The organism is Pedococcus sp. 2YAF34, assembly GCF_052114585.1.
Taxonomy (GTDB): domain Bacteria; phylum Actinomycetota; class Actinomycetes; order Actinomycetales; family Dermatophilaceae; genus Pedococcus.
The window spans coordinates 100,860-117,764 of record NZ_JBFRFA010000005.1; the positions used below are offsets into that span (position 1 = coordinate 100,860).

General features: G+C 73.1%; 16 protein-coding genes. 8 read left to right on the top strand and 8 right to left on the bottom strand.

What is annotated here, in order from left to right; translation table 11 throughout:
* Positions 1 to 101: 101 nt before the first annotated feature.
* The 4 genes from mgtA to AB4Z02_RS04715 all read left to right on the top strand — a co-directional run bounded on the left by mgtA (position 102) and on the right by AB4Z02_RS04715 (position 5,767).
* Positions 102 to 2,771, top strand: coding sequence for a magnesium-translocating P-type ATPase (gene mgtA, locus AB4Z02_RS04700; protein WP_441969676.1), 2,670 nt, complete (start codon positions 102 to 104; stop codon positions 2,769 to 2,771).
* A gap of 86 nt (positions 2,772 to 2,857) precedes the next feature.
* A complete protein-coding gene (locus tag AB4Z02_RS04705; protein ID WP_441969678.1) occupies positions 2,858 to 4,396 on the top strand; it encodes a DUF4389 domain-containing protein in 1,539 nt (512 codons plus the stop codon).
* Positions 4,393 to 4,737, top strand: a complete 345-nt coding sequence (locus tag AB4Z02_RS04710) for a hypothetical protein (RefSeq protein WP_441969680.1) — start codon at positions 4,393 to 4,395, stop codon at positions 4,735 to 4,737. The genes AB4Z02_RS04705 and AB4Z02_RS04710 overlap by 4 nt, the downstream gene beginning before the upstream one ends.
* A gap of 40 nt (positions 4,738 to 4,777) precedes the next feature.
* Positions 4,778 to 5,767 carry a helix-turn-helix transcriptional regulator gene (locus AB4Z02_RS04715; RefSeq protein WP_441969682.1) on the top strand — a complete coding sequence of 330 codons (990 nt, stop codon included), beginning with the start codon at positions 4,778 to 4,780 and terminating at the stop codon, positions 5,765 to 5,767.
* 10 nt (positions 5,768 to 5,777) lie between these two features.
* Here the strand turns inward: AB4Z02_RS04715 and AB4Z02_RS04720 are convergent, their stop codons facing one another.
* Complete coding sequence (locus tag AB4Z02_RS04720; RefSeq protein ID WP_056884986.1) at positions 5,778 to 5,957, bottom strand: hypothetical protein; 180 nt, start codon at positions 5,955 to 5,957, stop codon at positions 5,778 to 5,780.
* A 174-nt stretch (positions 5,958 to 6,131) separates the two neighbouring features.
* On the opposite strand from AB4Z02_RS04720, the gene AB4Z02_RS04725 reads away from it, so the two are divergent.
* Positions 6,132 to 6,812 (top strand): alpha/beta hydrolase, encoded by a 681-nt coding sequence (locus tag AB4Z02_RS04725; RefSeq protein WP_441969685.1) that lies wholly within the window; start codon positions 6,132 to 6,134, stop codon positions 6,810 to 6,812.
* Between the two features lie 21 nt (positions 6,813 to 6,833).
* Here AB4Z02_RS04725 and AB4Z02_RS04730 read toward each other — a convergent pair whose 3' ends face one another.
* From AB4Z02_RS04730 to AB4Z02_RS04750, 5 genes are all read right to left on the bottom strand, one after another.
* Positions 6,834 to 8,339, bottom strand: coding sequence for a carboxylesterase/lipase family protein (locus AB4Z02_RS04730; RefSeq protein WP_441969687.1), 1,506 nt, complete (start codon positions 8,337 to 8,339; stop codon positions 6,834 to 6,836).
* Between the two features lie 39 nt (positions 8,340 to 8,378).
* Complete coding sequence (locus tag AB4Z02_RS04735; protein WP_441969689.1) at positions 8,379 to 9,413, bottom strand: SDR family oxidoreductase; 1,035 nt, start codon at positions 9,411 to 9,413, stop codon at positions 8,379 to 8,381.
* Positions 9,414 to 9,461: 48 nt separating this feature from the next.
* On the bottom strand, positions 9,462 to 11,168 hold the full coding sequence (locus AB4Z02_RS04740) for an alpha-amylase family protein (RefSeq protein WP_441969691.1): 1,707 nt from the start codon (positions 11,166 to 11,168) through the stop codon (positions 9,462 to 9,464).
* Positions 11,169 to 11,218: 50 nt separating this feature from the next.
* A complete protein-coding gene (locus tag AB4Z02_RS04745) occupies positions 11,219 to 11,893 on the bottom strand; it encodes a DUF6766 family protein (RefSeq protein WP_056884981.1) in 675 nt (224 codons plus the stop codon).
* A gap of 80 nt (positions 11,894 to 11,973) precedes the next feature.
* Positions 11,974 to 12,423 (bottom strand): hypothetical protein, encoded by a 450-nt coding sequence (locus AB4Z02_RS04750; RefSeq protein WP_441969693.1) that lies wholly within the window; start codon positions 12,421 to 12,423, stop codon positions 11,974 to 11,976.
* A 233-nt stretch (positions 12,424 to 12,656) separates the two neighbouring features.
* Between AB4Z02_RS04750 and AB4Z02_RS04755 the strand changes: the two genes are divergently transcribed.
* From AB4Z02_RS04755 to AB4Z02_RS04765, 3 genes are read left to right on the top strand one after another with little or no spacing between them, the layout of a single operon-like run.
* Positions 12,657 to 15,170, top strand: coding sequence for a molybdopterin oxidoreductase family protein (locus AB4Z02_RS04755; protein ID WP_441969738.1), 2,514 nt, complete (start codon positions 12,657 to 12,659; stop codon positions 15,168 to 15,170).
* Positions 15,170 to 15,631: a hypothetical protein gene (locus tag AB4Z02_RS04760; RefSeq protein WP_056884980.1), complete on the top strand. Its 462-nt coding sequence runs from the start codon at positions 15,170 to 15,172 to the stop codon at positions 15,629 to 15,631. The genes AB4Z02_RS04755 and AB4Z02_RS04760 overlap by 1 nt, the downstream gene beginning before the upstream one ends.
* Positions 15,628 to 16,155, top strand: coding sequence for an HPP family protein (locus AB4Z02_RS04765; RefSeq protein WP_441969695.1), 528 nt, complete (start codon positions 15,628 to 15,630; stop codon positions 16,153 to 16,155). Before AB4Z02_RS04760 ends, AB4Z02_RS04765 begins: the two co-directional genes overlap by 4 nt.
* A 125-nt stretch (positions 16,156 to 16,280) precedes the next feature.
* On the opposite strand, the gene AB4Z02_RS04770 is transcribed toward AB4Z02_RS04765, so the two are convergent.
* Entirely contained in the window at positions 16,281 to 16,430 is a 150-nt protein-coding gene (locus AB4Z02_RS04770) for a hypothetical protein (protein WP_441969697.1), read from the bottom strand.
* 4 nt (positions 16,431 to 16,434) lie between these two features.
* Entirely contained in the window at positions 16,435 to 16,902 is a 468-nt protein-coding gene (locus tag AB4Z02_RS04775) for a GNAT family N-acetyltransferase (RefSeq protein WP_441969699.1), read from the bottom strand.
* Between the last annotated feature and the right edge of the window lie 3 nt (positions 16,903 to 16,905).

Sequence of the window (16,905 nt, forward strand, 5' to 3'; positions counted from 1 at the left end):
GAGGCCGGGCCGCCGCGGGCAGTCTGCTGGACACGGGTACGGCGCCCCCCGGCGCCCCCCGGCGCCTCCGGGCGTCCGTGCACCCGTCGTCGAAGGACGCCATGACCCTGACCACCGCCGTCGACCGCGCACCGCGCTCGGCCGTGGGGCGCGCCGCCACCGAGTCCGTGGAGGCGGTGCTGGCCTCGCTCGGGGTCACCACCGGGCACGGGCTGTCCGCGGCAGAGGCCGCGCAGCGCCGCGAGGCATACGGGCCCAACGCGGTCGCCACCCACCGCGCGAGCGCGCTGGCGGTGCTCTCCCACCAGCTCCGCTCGCCACTGCTCCTGCTGCTCGTGCTCGCCGCGGCGGCGTCGGCCCTCATCGGCGAGGGGCGCGACGCCCTGATCATCGGCGTCATCGTCACCCTCTCGGTCGGGTTGGGCTTCGGCAACGAGTACCGCGCCGAACGGGCCGCCGCCGCCCTGCACAGCCAGGTGCGGCACCGCGCGCTGGTCGTCCGCGACGGGGGGTCGGCGCTGGTCGACGTCGAGGAGGTCGTCCCGGGCGACCTGGTGCGGCTGCGGGTCGGTGACGTCGTGCCTGCCGACCTGCGCCTGGTGGAGGCCGAGGAGCTCGAGTGCGACGAGTCCGTCCTCACCGGCGAGTCCCTGCCGGTGACGAAGGGCACCGACCCCGTCGGGCCTGGCACCCCCCTCGCCGACCTGACCGGGGTCGCCCTGATGGGCACCGTCGTGCACGCCGGCGCGGGCCTGGGCGCGGTCGTCGCGACGGGCACCGCCACCGAGCTCGGCGCCATCGCCACGGGCCTGAGCACGCACCAGCTCGACACGACGTTCCAGACCGGGCTGCGCAGGTTCTCGCTCCTCCTGGTCCGCGTCGCCGGCACGCTGACGACGTCGATCTTCGTGGTCAACCTCCTGCTCCACCGGCCGGTCATGGACTCGCTGCTGTTCTCGCTGGCCATCGCCGTGGGCATCACGCCCCAGCTGCTGCCCGCCGTGGTCGCGACCAGCCTTGCCGCCGGGTCGCGGCGGATGAGCCGCCGCAAGGTCCTGGTCAAGCGCCTCGTCTGCATCGAGGACCTCGGCGACGTCGACGTCCTGTTCACCGACAAGACCGGGACGCTCACGGACGGGAGGGTCAGCTTCGCGCGGGCCATCCCCGCGGAGGGGTCCCGGGCGCTCGACGTCATACGCCTCGGGCTGCTGTGCACCGAGGAGGGCTCCGCACCCGGTGCCGCCCTGGGTGCCAACCCCTTGGACCAGGCCCTCTGGGCGGCTCCCGCGGTGGACGCGATGGCCGCCTGGCTCGCGGGCCACACCCGGCTGCACAGCGTCCCGTTCAGCCACCACACGCGCACCATGTCGGTCGTGGTCCGGGACGCGGCGGGTGCGGTGACCACCGTGACCAAAGGCGCCCCCGAGGCGGTCCTCGAGCGGTGCCGCGACGTCCCCGCGTCCGCGCGGGCACGGCTCGCGGCGGAGTTCGATGCCGGCAGCCGCGTCGTCGCGGTGGCGACCGCGCCCGGTCGCGCCGTGGACCTCCCGGCCGTCGACCTGCACCTCGTGGGCCTGCTCGTCTTCCTCGACCCGCCCAAGCGGGGCGTCGAGCGATCCCTTGCCCGCCTGCGCGGGCTGGGCGTGACCGTCAAGCTCGTCACCGGGGACAACGTGGCCGTCGCCACCAAGGTGTGCCGCGACCTCGGCCTGTCGGGCGGTCCGGAGGACGTCCCCCTGGAGGGCGGCGACCTCGACGCGCTCGACGACGCCGCCCTCGCCAGCGCCATCGGCCGGACGTCGGTGTTCGCCCGCGTGAGCCCCGAGCAGAAGGCCCGCATCGTCCGGGTGCAGCGGCTGAGCACCGGTGGGGTCGCTTTCCTCGGCGACGGGGCGAACGACGCCCTCGCCCTGCACGCCGCCGACGTCGGGATCTCGGTCGACTCGGCCACCGACGTCGCCAAGGACGCCGCCGACGTCATCCTCTTGGAGAAGGACCTCGACGTCCTCGCCGACGGGGTCGCGGAGGGACGGCGCATCTTCGCCAACACCATCAAGTACGTCCTCATGGGGACGTCGAGCAACTTCGGCAACATGTTCTCGGCGGCGGGCGCCTCGCTGTTCCTCGCCTTCCTGCCGATGCTGCCCTCGCAGATCCTGCTCAACAACCTGCTCTACGACACCAGCCAGCTGGCCATCCCGACCGACGGCGTCGACGAGGAGCAGCTGCGCCGGCCGTCGCACTGGGACATCGGGTTCATCCGCCGCTTCATGCTCGTCTTCGGGCCGCTCAGCTCGGTGTTCGACTTCGCGACGTTCTGGGTGATGCTGCACGTCTTCCACGCCGGCCCTGCGCTCTTCCGGTCGGGGTGGTTCGTGGAGTCCCTCGCGACCCAGACCCTGATCATCATCTCCATCCGCACCCGGCGCGTGCCGTTCTTCCGCAGCCGGCCGAGCGTGCCGCTGGTGGTCGCGGTCCTCGGGGCGCTCGGCGTGGGCGCCGTGCTGCCCTCGAGCCCGCTCGGGCCGGCCCTGGGCTTCCGCCCCCTGCCCATGGGCTTCTTCCTCACCCTCGCGGGCATGGTCGCCGCCTACCTCGTGCTCGTCGAGGTGGGCAAGACCTGGTTCTACCGGGCGGCCCCCGTCGTGCCGGTCCTGCCGGCGCGCACCACCCGCCACCTGCGCAGCCGCGTGTGGCGGTTCACCACGGGCCACCACCTGCCACCCACGGCACCCTCCGTACCCGGCCGGGACGGCCGCGGCCCTGCCTGACCGCCGCACCCTGAGGTCGCGGGGCGAAGGTCCCTCCCCTGCACCGGCCCCGGACGCGACGGTGGAGGGGACCCGAGGAGACAGCCATGACGACCGCAACCCTGAGTCCCACCGCCCAGCCCCGCTACCCCGTCCACGTCGACGGCGCGACCACGCCGACCGGCTCACGCTGGCTGTGGCTCGTGAAGTGGCTGCTGGTGATCCCCCACATCATCGTCCTGACCGTGCTGTGGATCGCGTTCGCGGTGCTCAGCATCGTCGCCTTCGTCGCCATCCTCGTGACCGGCCACTACCCCCGCGCGCTGTTCGAGTTCAACGCCGGCGTGCTGCGGTGGAGCTGGCGGGTCTCCTACTACGCGTATGGCGCCCTCGGCACCGACCGCTACCCGCCGTTCACCCTCGCGGAGGTCCCGGACTACCCCGCGCACTTCGAGGTCGACTACCCCGAGCACCTCTCGCGCGGGCTGGTGCTGGTGAAGTGGTGGCTGCTCGCGCTCCCCCACTACGTCGTGGTCGGCCTGCTCGTCGGCACCGGTTCGTGGATCGCCACCGACGACACGCGCTGGCGCACCTCGTGGGGAGAGGGTGGCCTGATCGGACTGCTGGTGCTCGTGGCGGCCGTCGCGCTCGGCGTGACCGGCACCTACCCACGGCCCCTCTGGGACCTCGTGCTGGGGCTCAACCGCTGGGTGCTGCGGGTCGCCGCTTACGCCGCCCTCATGACCGACGCCTACCCGCCGTTCCGCCTCGACCTCGGCCCCCACGAGCCGGACGTCATGGCCTCGCTGTCGCCGGACCCGGCGCCTCCCACTGGCCCTGCGCCCTCCGGCGCGGCACCGATGACGGCGGCGCCCGCCGGCGCGGCACCCATGACCGCGGCACCCCTCGCGGCAACGCCCGTCGCGGCACCCACGCCATCGACGCCCACGGCTGCGGCACCGCGCCCGGGCTGGACGCCCGGGCGCACCGTGGCCGTGGTGCTCGGCGCCCTGGTGTCGATCGTGGCGCTGACGATCGCCGTGGGCGGCGGCGCGCTGCTCGTGGCCGACCGGACCATGCGCCACGACGGCTACGTCACGGTGCTCGACCGCCCGGTGGACACCGCTGGGTATGCCGTGGCGGCCACCTCGCTGGACCTGCAGACCATCGCGTCCGGCAACGACATCGCCGACCGGGTGCTGGGACGGATGCGGATCCAGGTGACGCGCCAGGGCAGCGGACCCGACGTCTTCGTCGGGATCGCCCCCAGCGCCGACGTCGAGCGCTACCTGTCGGGCGTCGCCCGCACCGTGCCCGGGCGTCGAGCCTCCCTGGACCGCGACATCGCGGGGGCCGCGCCGAGCACCCCTCCGACCGCGCTCGACACGTGGGTGGCCCGGGCCACCGGCTCTCCGGGCGCCGAGCTCTCCTGGTCACCGCGCAACGGTGACTGGGGCCTGGTCGTCATGAACGCCGACGGCTCGGCGGCGCTGAGCGCGAACGTCGTGGCCGGTGCCGAGCTCCCGTGGCTGGGCACCGCCGGTACCGTGCTGCTCGTCGTGGGACTGCTGGTCCTCGCCCTCGGGGTCGTCATGGTCTCGGTCGCCGTGCACCGCGCCTCGACCCGACCGGCGGCCCAGCCGTGACTCGCCGCACGCTGCGGGTCACGGCGGCTGCCGCGCTCGTGCTGCTCCTGGCGTCGTGCGCTGCTGCCGGCAACGACCTGGCCGCCTCCGGGAAGGACATCCCGGGGTTCTGGCTGGGGCTGTGGCACGGGGTGATCAGCCCCGTGACGTTCATCGTGTCCCTCTTCCACGACGACGTCGGCATCTACGCGGTGCGCAACTCCGGTGGGTGGTACGACTTCGGGTTCCTGTTCGGCGCGTCCGTGGTGTTCTCGAGCGTCGGGCGGTCGGGGAGCTATGCCGCACGTGACTCGAGGAGCCGCGCCCGGAGGCCGGCCCGCCGCTCGTCGGGACCCGCCTGAGCGGACGGTTCGCGTCCGCTTCGTGTGGGAGCCTTCACACGTGGAGGCGACCAACCCGACGGCCCGCGCCCTGCTGAGCCTGGAGCTGCTGCAGGAGTCCCCTGGCACCACGGCCGAGCGGCTCGGTGAGCGGCTGGGCGTCTCCTCACGGGCGGCCCGGCGCTACGTGGGGATCCTGCGTGAGGCCGGCATCCCGGTCGAGTCGGTGCGCGGGCCCTACGGCGGCTACCGCGTCGGTCGCGGGCTGCGGCTCCCGCCCCTGACGTTCAGCGCTTCGGAGGCGCTCGGCCTCGTCATGGCGGTGCTGGACGGGCACCACGACGCGGGTGACACGACCGACCCAGTGGGGAGCGCGCTGGCCAAGATCATCCGGGCCCTGCCCGAAGACGTTGCAGCGCAGGCGGAAGCGGTCCGCCGGGCCACCTCGCCCGCCCCCGACCGCGCGGCGGTCCGACCGGACCCGGCGACTGCCGCTGCCCTCGTGCGGGCCAGCTCCGAGCACCACCGGGTGCGGCTGTCCTACGCCTCGGAGTCGGGGCGCGAGTGGACGGTCCAGGTCGACCCGTGGGCCGTGGTGGTGCGCCACGGCCGGTGGTACCTGCTGTGCCTGGCTCGCCCGGCGGAGCAGGACGCCGGGGTCCGCACCTACCGGGTCGACCGCATCCGCGAGCTCGAGGTGCTGGCCGACCCCTTCACCCCACCCACCGGCATCGACCCCGTCGCGCTGCTCGAGGAGCACCTGGCCAGCGGGTGGGAGCACTCCACCGAGGTGGTGGTCGACGCCCCGGCCGACGAGGTGGCTCACCACCTGGCCGGGGGCCTCGGGCGCCTCGAGCAGGTGGACGCGACGACCTCCCGGCTCGTCGGCAGCACGAGCGACCCGTGGTGGTACGCCCAGCAGCTGGTGCGCCTGCGCGCGCCGTACCGCGTCGTGGGCGGGCCGGAGCTCCAGGCGGCCGCCCGCGAGCTCGGCGCACGCCTGTGGTCGGCCGGCGCGACCGAGGACGAGGTCGACCGAGCCATGCCCTGAGGGGCCGCGGTCAGTGACGCGCAGGGCCGTCCGAGCCTGCCGCCCCGTGACTGGCGCCGTGGCCGCGGTGCCGGTGCGAGCGGTCCTTGGGCGGGGTCCTCGTGCCGCCACGGCTGAGGAAGACGAACAGAGCCATCAGGAGCAGGATGACTCCCAGTCCGACCAGCACGAACCACGGGTCGATGGGCACGATGTCCTCCTTGGGTCGTCGGGGTTGGTCACCTCCCATGATGCCCCTCTTCGCCACGCCCAAACCGGGTTTGGCCCCGCTGTTCCCACGCCCCGCCCGCGACGCCCGGCTCGCGACCACCCCGACCGTCGGCGAGGCTGGTGGGACACCGGTCGACCGCACGAGAGGAACCCCATGGTCGAGCTGCGACCACGCCTGATCACCACGACGGCGCCCTCGTCGCCGCAGGGTGCCGTGCTGCTGCTGCACGGGGGCGCCGCGCGACGCGGGATGATGCGGGTGAGCCCGACCCAGCTGTCCGTGCTCCGCATGGTGCCCATCGCCGCCCGGGTCGCCGTGGCCGGCCGGGGCCGGCTCGTCGTGCAGCGGCTGCTCAACTCCCGGCGGGGCTGGGACGCCCACCACACCCCGGTGCGCGACGTCGAGTGGGCGCTGGCCCAGCTCGCCGAGCGGTATGGCGCCGAGATGCCCGTGTGCCTCGTCGGCCACTCCCTGGGTGGACGCGCGGCGCTGCTCGCGGGTGGCGCCCCCGCGGTGCGCAGCGTCGTCGCACTGGCGCCGTGGCTCTACCCGCACGAGGGGCACGTCGGCCTCCGCGGCAAGAGGGTGCTGTTCGTGCACGGCGACGGCGACCGGGTCGCGAGCCCGTCGCGGTCGGCCAGCGTCGCCAGGGACCTCGAGCGCACCGCGGACGTCGGCTACGTCACGGTGGCGGGTGGGCGGCACGCGATGCTGCGGCGGCACCACGTGTTCGACGGCGCTGCAGCGGACTTCGCCACCGCGACCCTGCTCGGCGCCGAGGTCGGGGGCGCGGTGGGCAGGGTGCTGTCCGGCGACCGGTGGTTCGAGGTCTGAGACCTGCCGTCGGCGCTCCGGTCAGGGCCAGAGGGCGAGCTCGTCGGCGCGCGGTGCGCGCACCACCTCCGAGGGCGTCCCGAACGTCATCACGGCTTGGTCCTGCGGGTTCCACTGCGGCCACCCGGGGTCGCTGTCGGTGACGAACCGCACCCAGGCGGCGTGCATCTCGTCGGCGAGGCCCTGGGGGGCGTCCGGGCCGACCATGAAGCCGCCGTCGCCGACGGTGTCGAAGACGAACGGCAGCTCGAGCGCGTGGCTCGCGCCGAGGTCGGCCACCGTGGTCTGCCAGGCGAACTCGTACTGGTGGACGGCCCCGCCCGCGCCGTGCTGCGCGGTGGCGAGGTCACGCGTGGGGGCGCGGAAGCCGGCGTCGGTGAGGATGGCCGCGGCGACGTCACCGGGAGAGGCGTCCGGACGGTTCGCCGAGTAGGTCTCGACCGCCCCGGCCGGCCACCCGTACCGCGCGGCGAGGACCGGCAGCGCAGCCTCGGTGACCGTCCCGGCGATGCCGGTGGGCACGAGGAACAACCGGAACTCCTCCCGGGTGGTGCCCAGCAGCAGGGGCACCCCCGCCGCGGCACCGGCCGCCAGGGCCGACAGCGGCACGTCCGGCACGACGTCCCCGTCGACGACCGGGAAGGTGCTCATGATGCCGAGGCCGCCGCGCAGGACGCTGGCGCCCCAGCGCCGCGGGTCGGGAGCCGACTGGATGGCCAGCGCGAGGGCGGTCTGGGCGGCGACGACCGCCTGCGGGTCGAGCGCGCCGAACGCCTCCGCGGTGGGCGGCACGCCGAGCATCGTGGCCAGCTCCGCCGCCACGAGCCGGGCGTCGTCCAGCGTGCACACGGCCGCGGCGCCACCGCTCTGCACCACCGCCTGGTGGAACAGCCCTCGTGCAGCCGGTGAGGACATCAGGGTCGCGACGCTCATGGCTCCGGCCGACTCGCCGACGATGGTCACCCGGCCCGGGTCGCCCCCGAAGGCGGCGACGTTGTCGCGCACCCACTCCAGCGCGGCCACCTGGTCGCGCAGGCCGAGGTTGGTCGGCGCGCCGTGCAGCGCGGCGAAGCCCGGCACGCCGAGCCGGTAGTTGACGCCGACCACGACCACGCCGTCACGGGCGAAGGCGGTGCCGTCGTAGGTCGGCACGGAGTTGGCGCCGCGGACGAACGCCCCACCGTGGATCCACACGAGCACCGGCAGGCCAGAGCCGCCTGCGGGCGCCCAGACGTCGACGTTGAGGTAGTCGTCACCCGGCGTCACCGAGCTCGGCAGCAACCGGTCCATCGGTGTCGGGTACGGCGACTGTGCCGCGGTCGGCCCGTGCCTCGTGGCGTCCCGCTCCCCCTCCCACGGCTCGACGGGACGAGGCGCGCGGTAGCGGTCGGCACCCACGGCGGGGGCGGCGTACGGGATGCCCAGGAGGGTGTCCACGCCCTCGCGTCGGGAGCCGCGGACGGCGCCGCCGCTCACCTTGGCGACGGCGGTCCGGGTGTCTGTGGGGGGCGTGCCTGCAGCGTCCATACCTGCCATCCAACCTCGTGGGCATACGTCCCGCACGGGTTAGGCGCGACCGCGTCCGGCTCTCCTACCCAGCCTCGAGGCGATGGAGGCGACGGTGGCGACCGCCGTGGCACCGACGGCCGCGGCGGCGACCTGCGGGTAGTGGTGGGCGACGACCTGCTGCCAGCTGCGCGTCTTCGCGCGCGCGTCGAAGGTGCCGTGCGCGCCGAAGTCGCGTCCCTCGGGGCCGTCGGCCGGCTCCCACATGTTGACGGGCTGGTCGGGGTCGCGCGGCTCCCCGGTCTGCTGCGAGGAGTACCCGGTCCGCGCCAGGTAGCGGTCGAGCAGGCCGGGCGCCACTGCGTTGGCGACCAGGGTGCCGACGGTGGAGGCCCCCACCCAGTACTCCCGCCGCCGCGGGTGGTCGGCCGCGAAGGCGACGGCGCGGGCCGCCACCTCCGGCTGGTAGATCGGCGGCACGGGCTGGGCCTTCTGCGGCAGCTTCGAGAGCACCCAGGTGAACTGCGGGGTGTTGAGCGCCGGCATCTGCACCATGGTCACGCTGACCCCGCTGCGGTCGTGCAGCAGCTCGCAGCGCAGCGACTCGTGGAAGCCCTGCACGGCGTGCCGGGCGCCGCAGTAGACCGTCTGGAGCGGGACGCCTCGGTAGGCCAGCGCGGAGCCCACCTGGACGATGACGCCCCGGTCGCGCTCGCGCATGCGCCGCAGCACCGACATCGTGCAGTGCACGTAGCCGAGGTAGGTCACCTCGGTCGCCCGCTGGTACTCCTGCGCGGTGATCTCGTGGAACGGCGCGAACACCGACGTGAACGCGCTGTTGACCCACACGTCGACGGGCCCGAGATCCTGCTCGATCCGGGCCACGGCCTCCTCGACGGCCCCGGCGTCCGCGACGTCGACCGGCACGGTGATGACCTCCGCCGCCCCCGCGCGCCGCGCCTCGTCGGCGGCCGCGTCGAGCCCGGTGGTGCCGCGCGCGAGCAGTGCGAGCCGGTCACCCCGTCGGGCGAACTCCTGGACGCATGCACGCCCTACTCCCCCGCTGGCCCCCGTCACGGCTACCACTCGGCTCATGCGCCACCTCGTTCCTGTCCGTGCCTGGTGTCCGGTCTGCCCGGGATCTCAGGCGATGCGTTCGTCACCCTCACGGATGACCCGCAGCCACCTGTACCCGTAACCGTCGAGGTCAACCTCCACGGTGGGCGCGCCCGCACCGCCGCGTTCCGGTTCCAGCCGGTAGTCCGAGAGCAGGTCGGTGAGGAGGACGACCGGGGGCAGCCCCTCACCCTCGAGCGCAGCGAGCGACAGCGGCACCCGGCAGGCCTCGGAGCCGAGGTTGTGGACGGCGATGGTGGCCCACTCGTCGAGCCGGGCCACATGGGCCAGCACCGCCGGGAACGGCTGGTCCATCACCTCGAACGCGCCCCACCCCAGCTCCGGCGACTGGCGGTAGCGGCGCACGAGCTGGGCCATGAAGGTCCACAGCGAGTCGGGGTCGTTGCGCTGGGCCGACACGTTGACGTGCTCGGGCCCGAACGCGCCCTCGGTCAGCGGTCGTGCCAGGCGCCTCGGTGCCGCGCTGGAGAACCCTCCGTTGCGGGCCTCGCTCCACTGCATCGGCGTCCGCACGGCGTAGCGGCCAGGGACCTCGAGGTTCTCCCCCATGCCGATCTCCTCGCCGTAGAAGAGCACCGGGCTGCCCGGCAGGGAGAACATCAGCGAGTAGGCGAGCCGGATCCGCCTCGGGTCGCCGTCGAGCATCGGGGGCAGCCGGCGTCGCAGGCCGCGCCCGTAGAGCTGCATGGCGGGGTCGGGGCCGAACGCGTCGAAGACCTCCTGCCGCTCCTCGTCGCTGAGCTTGTCGAGGGTGAGCTCGTCGTGGTTGCGCAGGAAGTTGACCCACTGGCTCTCCTCGTCGACGGGCGGCCTCCCCTCGAGGGCCTCGACCAGTGGGCGCGCGTCGCCGCGGGCCAACGACAGCCAGGTGGCCTGCATGCCGATGAAGTCGAACTGCATGGTGAGCTCGTCGCCGTCGGCCCCGCCGAAGAACGCCTCCTGCTCCTCGCGGGGCACGTTGACCTCACCGAGCAGGACGACGTCACTGCCCCGCCGGCCGCAGAACGCCTTCACGTGGCGCAGCGTCTCGTGCGGGTCCCACACGAACTTCTCGTCCTTCTTGGGCAGCACGTCGCGGGCGAACAGGAACGGCACGGCGTCGATGCGAAAGCCCGAGACACCGAGCTCGAGCCACAGGCCCATGACCTTGACGATCTCCTCGCGCACCTCGGGGTTGGCGGTGTTGAGGTCGGGCTGGGTCCGGTAGAAGTTGTGCAGGTACCACTCGTCGGTGCGCTCGTCCTTCTCCCAGATGCTGTCCTCGCGGTCGGGGAACACCACCAGGGCCGAGGTGTCCGGCGGCGTCGTCGAGCGCCACACGTAGTAGTCGCGGTAGGGGTTGTCCCTGCTCTTGCGGGCCTCCTTGAACCACGGGTGGTGGTCCGAGGTGTGGTTCATGACGAAGTCGAGGATGACCCGGATGCCGCGCGACCGTGCCGTCCGCACCAGCTCGACGAAGTCGCCGAGGTCGCCCAGGCGCGGGTCCACGGTGAGGAAGTCGGTGATGTCGTAGCCGTCGTCGACGTCACGGGTCGGGTAGAGCGGCATGAGCCACAGGCACGTCACCCCGAGGTCGGCGAGGTAGTCGATGCGCCGGGCCATGCCGACGAGGTCACCCTGGCCGTCGCCGTCGGTGTCGAGGAAGGTCTGCACGTCGGCGCAGTAGAACACCGCCGTCTTCCACCACAGGTCTGCCGTCTTGGACATCTGCACCGGACCTGACTACCACCGTCCGCGCGGCTCGACCACCCTCGTGCGGCGCGCTACCCCTCGACGCCGGTCGCCTCGTGGGAGGACCCCACAGGCTTGGACTCCGGTGAGCCGCGCTCACGCAGGTAGATGCTGAGGACGACCATGCTGCCGACGGCGAGGAACTCCGACTGCCAGTTCTGCAGCGTGCGGTTCCAGAAGTCGGGGGCGGTGAGGTACCCGGTCCAGCTGAGGGGGTCCTGAAGGTCCTGGAGCTGCTCGGCGTTGTAGGCGCTGCGGCCGGCCACCAGCTGGGCGCTCCACGACCCCAGGAAGACCACGCCCATGACCAGGCCGAGGGACCGCGAGTAGAGCGAGGTCCGCCAGCCGCCGACCCGGGCCCAGAGGGGTGAGCTGTCCTCGGCGTACCGCCCGACCTTCTGGTCCTGGTCGGACTCCCGGCCGGCCTTGTCGAGCGGCTTGGACTCCGGAGAGCCCTTCTGCAGCAGCCAGACCGTGAGCAGGATGTAGAGCAGGAACTGGAGGTACTCCGACTGCCAGTTCTCCGCCACGTCGACGGCGAACTGCGACGACGTGACGTACTCGAGCATGGTCAGGGTCGGCAGCCCCGCATCGAGGGCGTTCTCGTTGTAGAAGGCCTGCCCCGACACCGCCTGCCCCACCAGCGCCCCGAGGAGCAGCAGCGTGAAGGCGAGCGTGAGGCTGTTCTCCCGCAGCCACCGCCTCATCGGTGCGCCACCCCCATCGCGATGCAGTAGGCGAGACCCAGGACGATGAACGCGAGGTAGCCGGCGAAGAGCGTGCGCACCTAGTCCCCCTTGATCTTGCAGTCGTAGGGGCGGTCGCCCCGGGACGTGCAAGCCGCAGCCGTGACCCGCCAGCCGTCCCGGAACCGCGCGAGGAAGACGGTGTCCGTGGAGAGGTGGACGATGGCGTCCTTGCCGTAGACCTGGACCTGGCGGACGATGCCGCCGGCCGGACCCACCTGCAGGGGCAGCGAGCTGTCGCAGGGACCGTCGGTGGACTCGAGCTCCTTGCGCGTCTCGGGTGCCAGAAGGTCGCAGGCAGTGGCCGGCGAGGCCTTGGCGGACGACGCGAACGCGAGGGCCGCGGACCCGGCGTTGTGGTTCTCGACGTTGCCCTGGCCCACGCAGCCGGCCAGCACCAGGACGGTCGCGGCGAGCAGAGCCGGTGCGGGACACCGGTGCACGGTCCAGCGCCGAGTCGCTGACGACCGCCGAAGACGGGGACGCTTCACGAAACCTGACTCTAACCACCTGCCGCGCATGCCTGGCGGAAGCGCTGGTAGTCGCCCGCCATGGCGACGGCCACCTCCAACGGCGCGGGGTGGGCGGTGTCCCCGCCGGGCGTTTGTCCGCCGATGCGCCCGGGTACGGGATCCGTTGCGGCAGGGATCGATCCCGGCGACGGGATCCCCTGCCGCACCACGACTCGGCGAGAGTCGGTGGCGGCACGGACGGAAGGCCCACGATCGTGGATCGCATCGCAGACATATGGGGTGCACCCACCCCCCACGCGCGGGGCACTGTGTGGCCGGTACGGGTCGACCAGCACCTCCACGAGGGCGTGGCCGAGGCCGACGTCGAGCAGTGGGTGCAGTCAGCCTGCCTGTTGTGCAGCAACGGGTGTGGCGTCGACATCGCCGTGAAGGACGGCCGCATGGTCGGCGTGCGCGGCCGGGCCGGGGACGTCGTCAACCACGGGCGGCTGGGTCCCAAGGGCCTGTACGGCAGCACCCCCTGGGCGAGCGCCCCCGACCGCCTGACCCGGCCCCTGGTCCGCGACGGCGACAGGCTGGTGGAGACCGACTGGGAGACCGCCATGGGCCGGGTCGTGCAGGAGTCGAAGCGCCTGCTGGACAAGGCCGGTCCGCTCACGCACGCCTTCTACACCAGTGGGCAGCTCTTCCTTGAGGAGTACTTCGCCCTTGCCACGATCGGCAAGGCAGGCCTCGGCACCCCGCACATGGACGGCAACACGCGCCTGTGCACCGCCACGGCCGCAGCCGCGATGAAGGAGTCGTTCGGCGCCGACGGCCAGCCGGGCAGCTACACCGACATCGAGCACTGCGACGCGATCTTCCTCTACGGCCACAACATGGCCGAGACCCAGACGGTGCTCTGGTCGCGGGTGCTCGACCGCACCCGCGGGGACGGCCCACCTCGCGTCGTCTGCGTCGACCCGCGGCGGACACCAGTGGCCCGGGAGGCGGAGCGCACCGGCGGCGTGCACCTGGCACCGAAGGTCGGGACCAACCTCGCCCTGGTGAACTGCCTGGCGCGGGAGGTGTTCGCCAACGGCTGGGTCGACGAGGAGTGGGTGGCCGCACACACCCTCGGACGCGAGGAGCTGTGGGAGACGGTCTCGTCCTACGATCCCGAGCGGGTGGCGGGCATCTGCGGGGTCGACGCCGACGACCTGCGTCGGGCCGCGCGGATCTTCGGGGAGAGCGGGGCCGTGCTGTCGACCGTGCTCCAGGGCTTCTACCAGTCGCACCAGGCGACGGCGTCCTCCGTCGCGGTCAACAACCTGCACCTCCTGCGGGGCATGATCGGCCGGCCAGGCTGCGGGATCCTGCAGATGAACGGCCAGCCCACGGCACAGAACAACCGCGAGTGCGGGGCCGACGGCGACCTTCCCGGCTTCCGCAACTGGGACAACCCGAAGCACATCGACGAGCTGGCCAGGCTGTGGAACGTGGACCCGCTGACCATCCCCCACTGGGCGCCGCCGACCCACGCGATGGAGATCTTCGACCATGCCGAGGCAGGCAGCATCGAGTGGCTGTGGGTCAGCGCGACCAACCCCGCGGTGTCGATGCCCGAGTCGGGGCGCATCCGCCGGATCCTCGCCCAGGAGTCGCTCTTCGTCGTGGTGCAGGACCTCTTCCTCACCGAGACCGCCCAGCTGGCCGACGTGGTGCTGCCCGCGGCCGGGTGGGGGGAGAAGACCGGCACGTTCACCAACGTCAACCGCACGGTCCACCTGTCCGAGGACGCCGTACGACCCCCCGGCGAGGCCCGCAGCGATCTCGAGATCTTCCTCATGTACGCCCGCGCCATGGGGTTCACCGACAAGGACGGCGCACCGCTCGCCGCCTGGGAGACACCCGAGGAGGTGTTCGACGCGTGGCGTGAGGCCAGCCGCGGGCGGCCGGTCGACTACAGCGGACTGACCTACGCCATGCTCCGCGGCGGCAGCGGCATCCCGTGGCCGGTCAACGAGTCGGCTCCCCACGGCACCGACCGGCTGTATGCCGACGCGCAGTTCCCCTCGGACACCGAGGTGTGCGAGACCTACGGGCACGACCTGCTCACCGGCGCCGAGGTCACCGAGGAGGAGCACCGCGCCATGGCGCCCGGCGGTCGCGCCTTCCTCAAGGGCGCGGAGTACTCGGCCCCGCACGAGGAGCCGAGCGACGAGTACCCGCTGCTCTACACCACCGGCCGCACCGCCTACCAGTTCCACACGCGCACCAAGACCGGTCGCGCGAGGTCGCTGCAGAAGGCTGCGCCGGCCGCCTGGGTGGAGCTGTCGGTGGACGACGCGCGGCAGCTGGGCGTCGCCGAGGGCGACGTCGTCCGGGTCGAGTCGCCGCGCGGGTCGATCGAGGTCCCGGCCCGCGTCGGTGAGGTCATGCCGGGGGCGGTCTTCGCGCCGTTCCACTACGGCAGCTGGGAGCCCGAGCAGGGAGCGACGGCCGGTGCGGGTCCCGGGCAGGCCAACGAGCTGACCATGATAGTCTGGGACCCGGTGTCCAAGCAGCCCTACTTCAAGACGGCGGCGTGCCGCGTCACCAAGGTGCGCGACGGCGCAGGACCGAGCCCGGCCCCCACGACGACCGCCTCGCGACCCGCAGCGGACGCCGGCACGGCAGGCCGACGCTCGGTGCCGCAGACCGCCGGCGGCGACGCCACCTCCAGCACCCTGGTCGACGACCCGCCACGCTTCCCCCTGGACCCGGCGCAGGACGGAGACCACTGATGCCCCGGCTCGCCACCTACGTCGGCCTCGTCGACCACGCCGAGCAGGTGCTCGCCGAGTCGCTGCGCACCGTCGCCGAAGCCCAGGCCAAGCACCCGGACATCCACTTCATGTGCGAAACGCTGGCGAAGATGTCCGACGCCCACCGCGAGGAGCTCGCGCCGGTGGTCGAGCGCTACGGCGAGGACGACGCCTCCGAGCCCGAGCGGCTGCACGCGGCCGGGCTCGGCGAGGCGCGCACCGGCCCCTTGGGGCTGCTCCGCGACCTGCAGGACCTCCACGTCCTCGCCCACCTCGTCCTCAGCTCCTGGACAGTGATCCGGCAGGGCGCCCAGGGACTGCGCGACCGGGAGCTCCTCGAGGTGGCGGAGGCGTCCGCGGCGGAGACCCGGCGCCAGATCGCGTGGTTGCAGACCCGCATGAAGGTCGCGGCCCCGCAGGCCCTGATCGTCAGCCCATGAGCACCACTGTCCTGCAACGGGCACAGCAGCGCGCGGGGGCGCTCGGCGCTGGTCTGTATGCCGCCGTCCTCGCCTTCGCGCTGCTCGCCGTCGCCGGCGCCGTCGGGCTCGGCCTGTCACAGCCGTGGCTCTTCCCCAGCCTCGGCCCCACGGTGATGCTCTTCTTCGAGAGCCCCGGCGAGGAGTCGTCACGTCCCGGGCACACGCTGGTGGGCCACCTGGTCGGCATCGCGGTGGGCTGGGCGATGCTGCACCTGTTCGCGCTGCAGGGCCTGCCGCCGGCGCCGGTGGGTGGCCTCACCGCGGGCCACGTCCTCGCCGGGGCGCTCTCGGTCGCCCTCACCTCACTTGTCCTCGTGGCCGTGAAGCACCAGCACCCACCGGCGGGCGCGTCCACGCTCATCGTCAGCCTGGGCATCCTGTCGCGCCCGTCGCAGCTGCTGACCATGGTGCTGGCGGTCCTGCTGGTCACCTCCCTCGGCTGGGCCCTGAACTTGCTGCTGGGTCAGCGGATCAGGGCCTGACCGGTGCGTCCGGACCGCCGCGCGAACCGCGCTGCGGACGCCACGGCTCGTGCTCGTGGGCGAGCCAGACCTGCACCGGGTCCAGCGCGCTCCAGCCGCGGGCCCTCGGTGCGCGGCTCGTCGAGCTAGACCGGCTTGCCGGCGAAGAGGTGGTTGCCGCCGCAGTGCTCGAAGTGCAGGTGGTGCGTGTTGACCACGACGTCGGCCCCAGCCAGCACGCGTTCGCCTTCGGCGAGCAGCTCGGCGACGAGGACGGGGGTGACGGTGACCTCCATGGGATCAGTCCTTCCCGGGCTCGCGCAGGGACAGGCGGTAGGTGAGCCAGCTGGAGCGCTCGGCCCCGGTCGCGTCATAGAGGCGCTGCGCGCGGGTGTTGCCCGGAGCCGTCATCCACGACAGGGCGGGGCAGCCCCGCTCTCGAGCGCGCTCGGCACAGGCCTCCAGGAGCAGCCTCCCCACGCCCTGGCCGCGGGTCCCGTCGGCGACGAACAGGTCCTCCATCACGGCGATTCGGGACGCGCTGGTGGTGTCCCAGCTCCACAGCAGGGTGGCGAAGCCGACCAGCCGCCCCGACTCCTCCCGTGCCACCAGCTGCAGACCGTCCGGGCCGTCCTCGCAGAAGGCCCGGGCCATCGCCAGGAGCGCGTCGTCCTGCGGCGCGGCACCGTAGAAGGAGCTGTAGCCGTGCAGCAGCGGCAGCAACGCCGGCAGGTCGTCGCTCGTGGAACGGGTGATGACGGTCCCCATGGA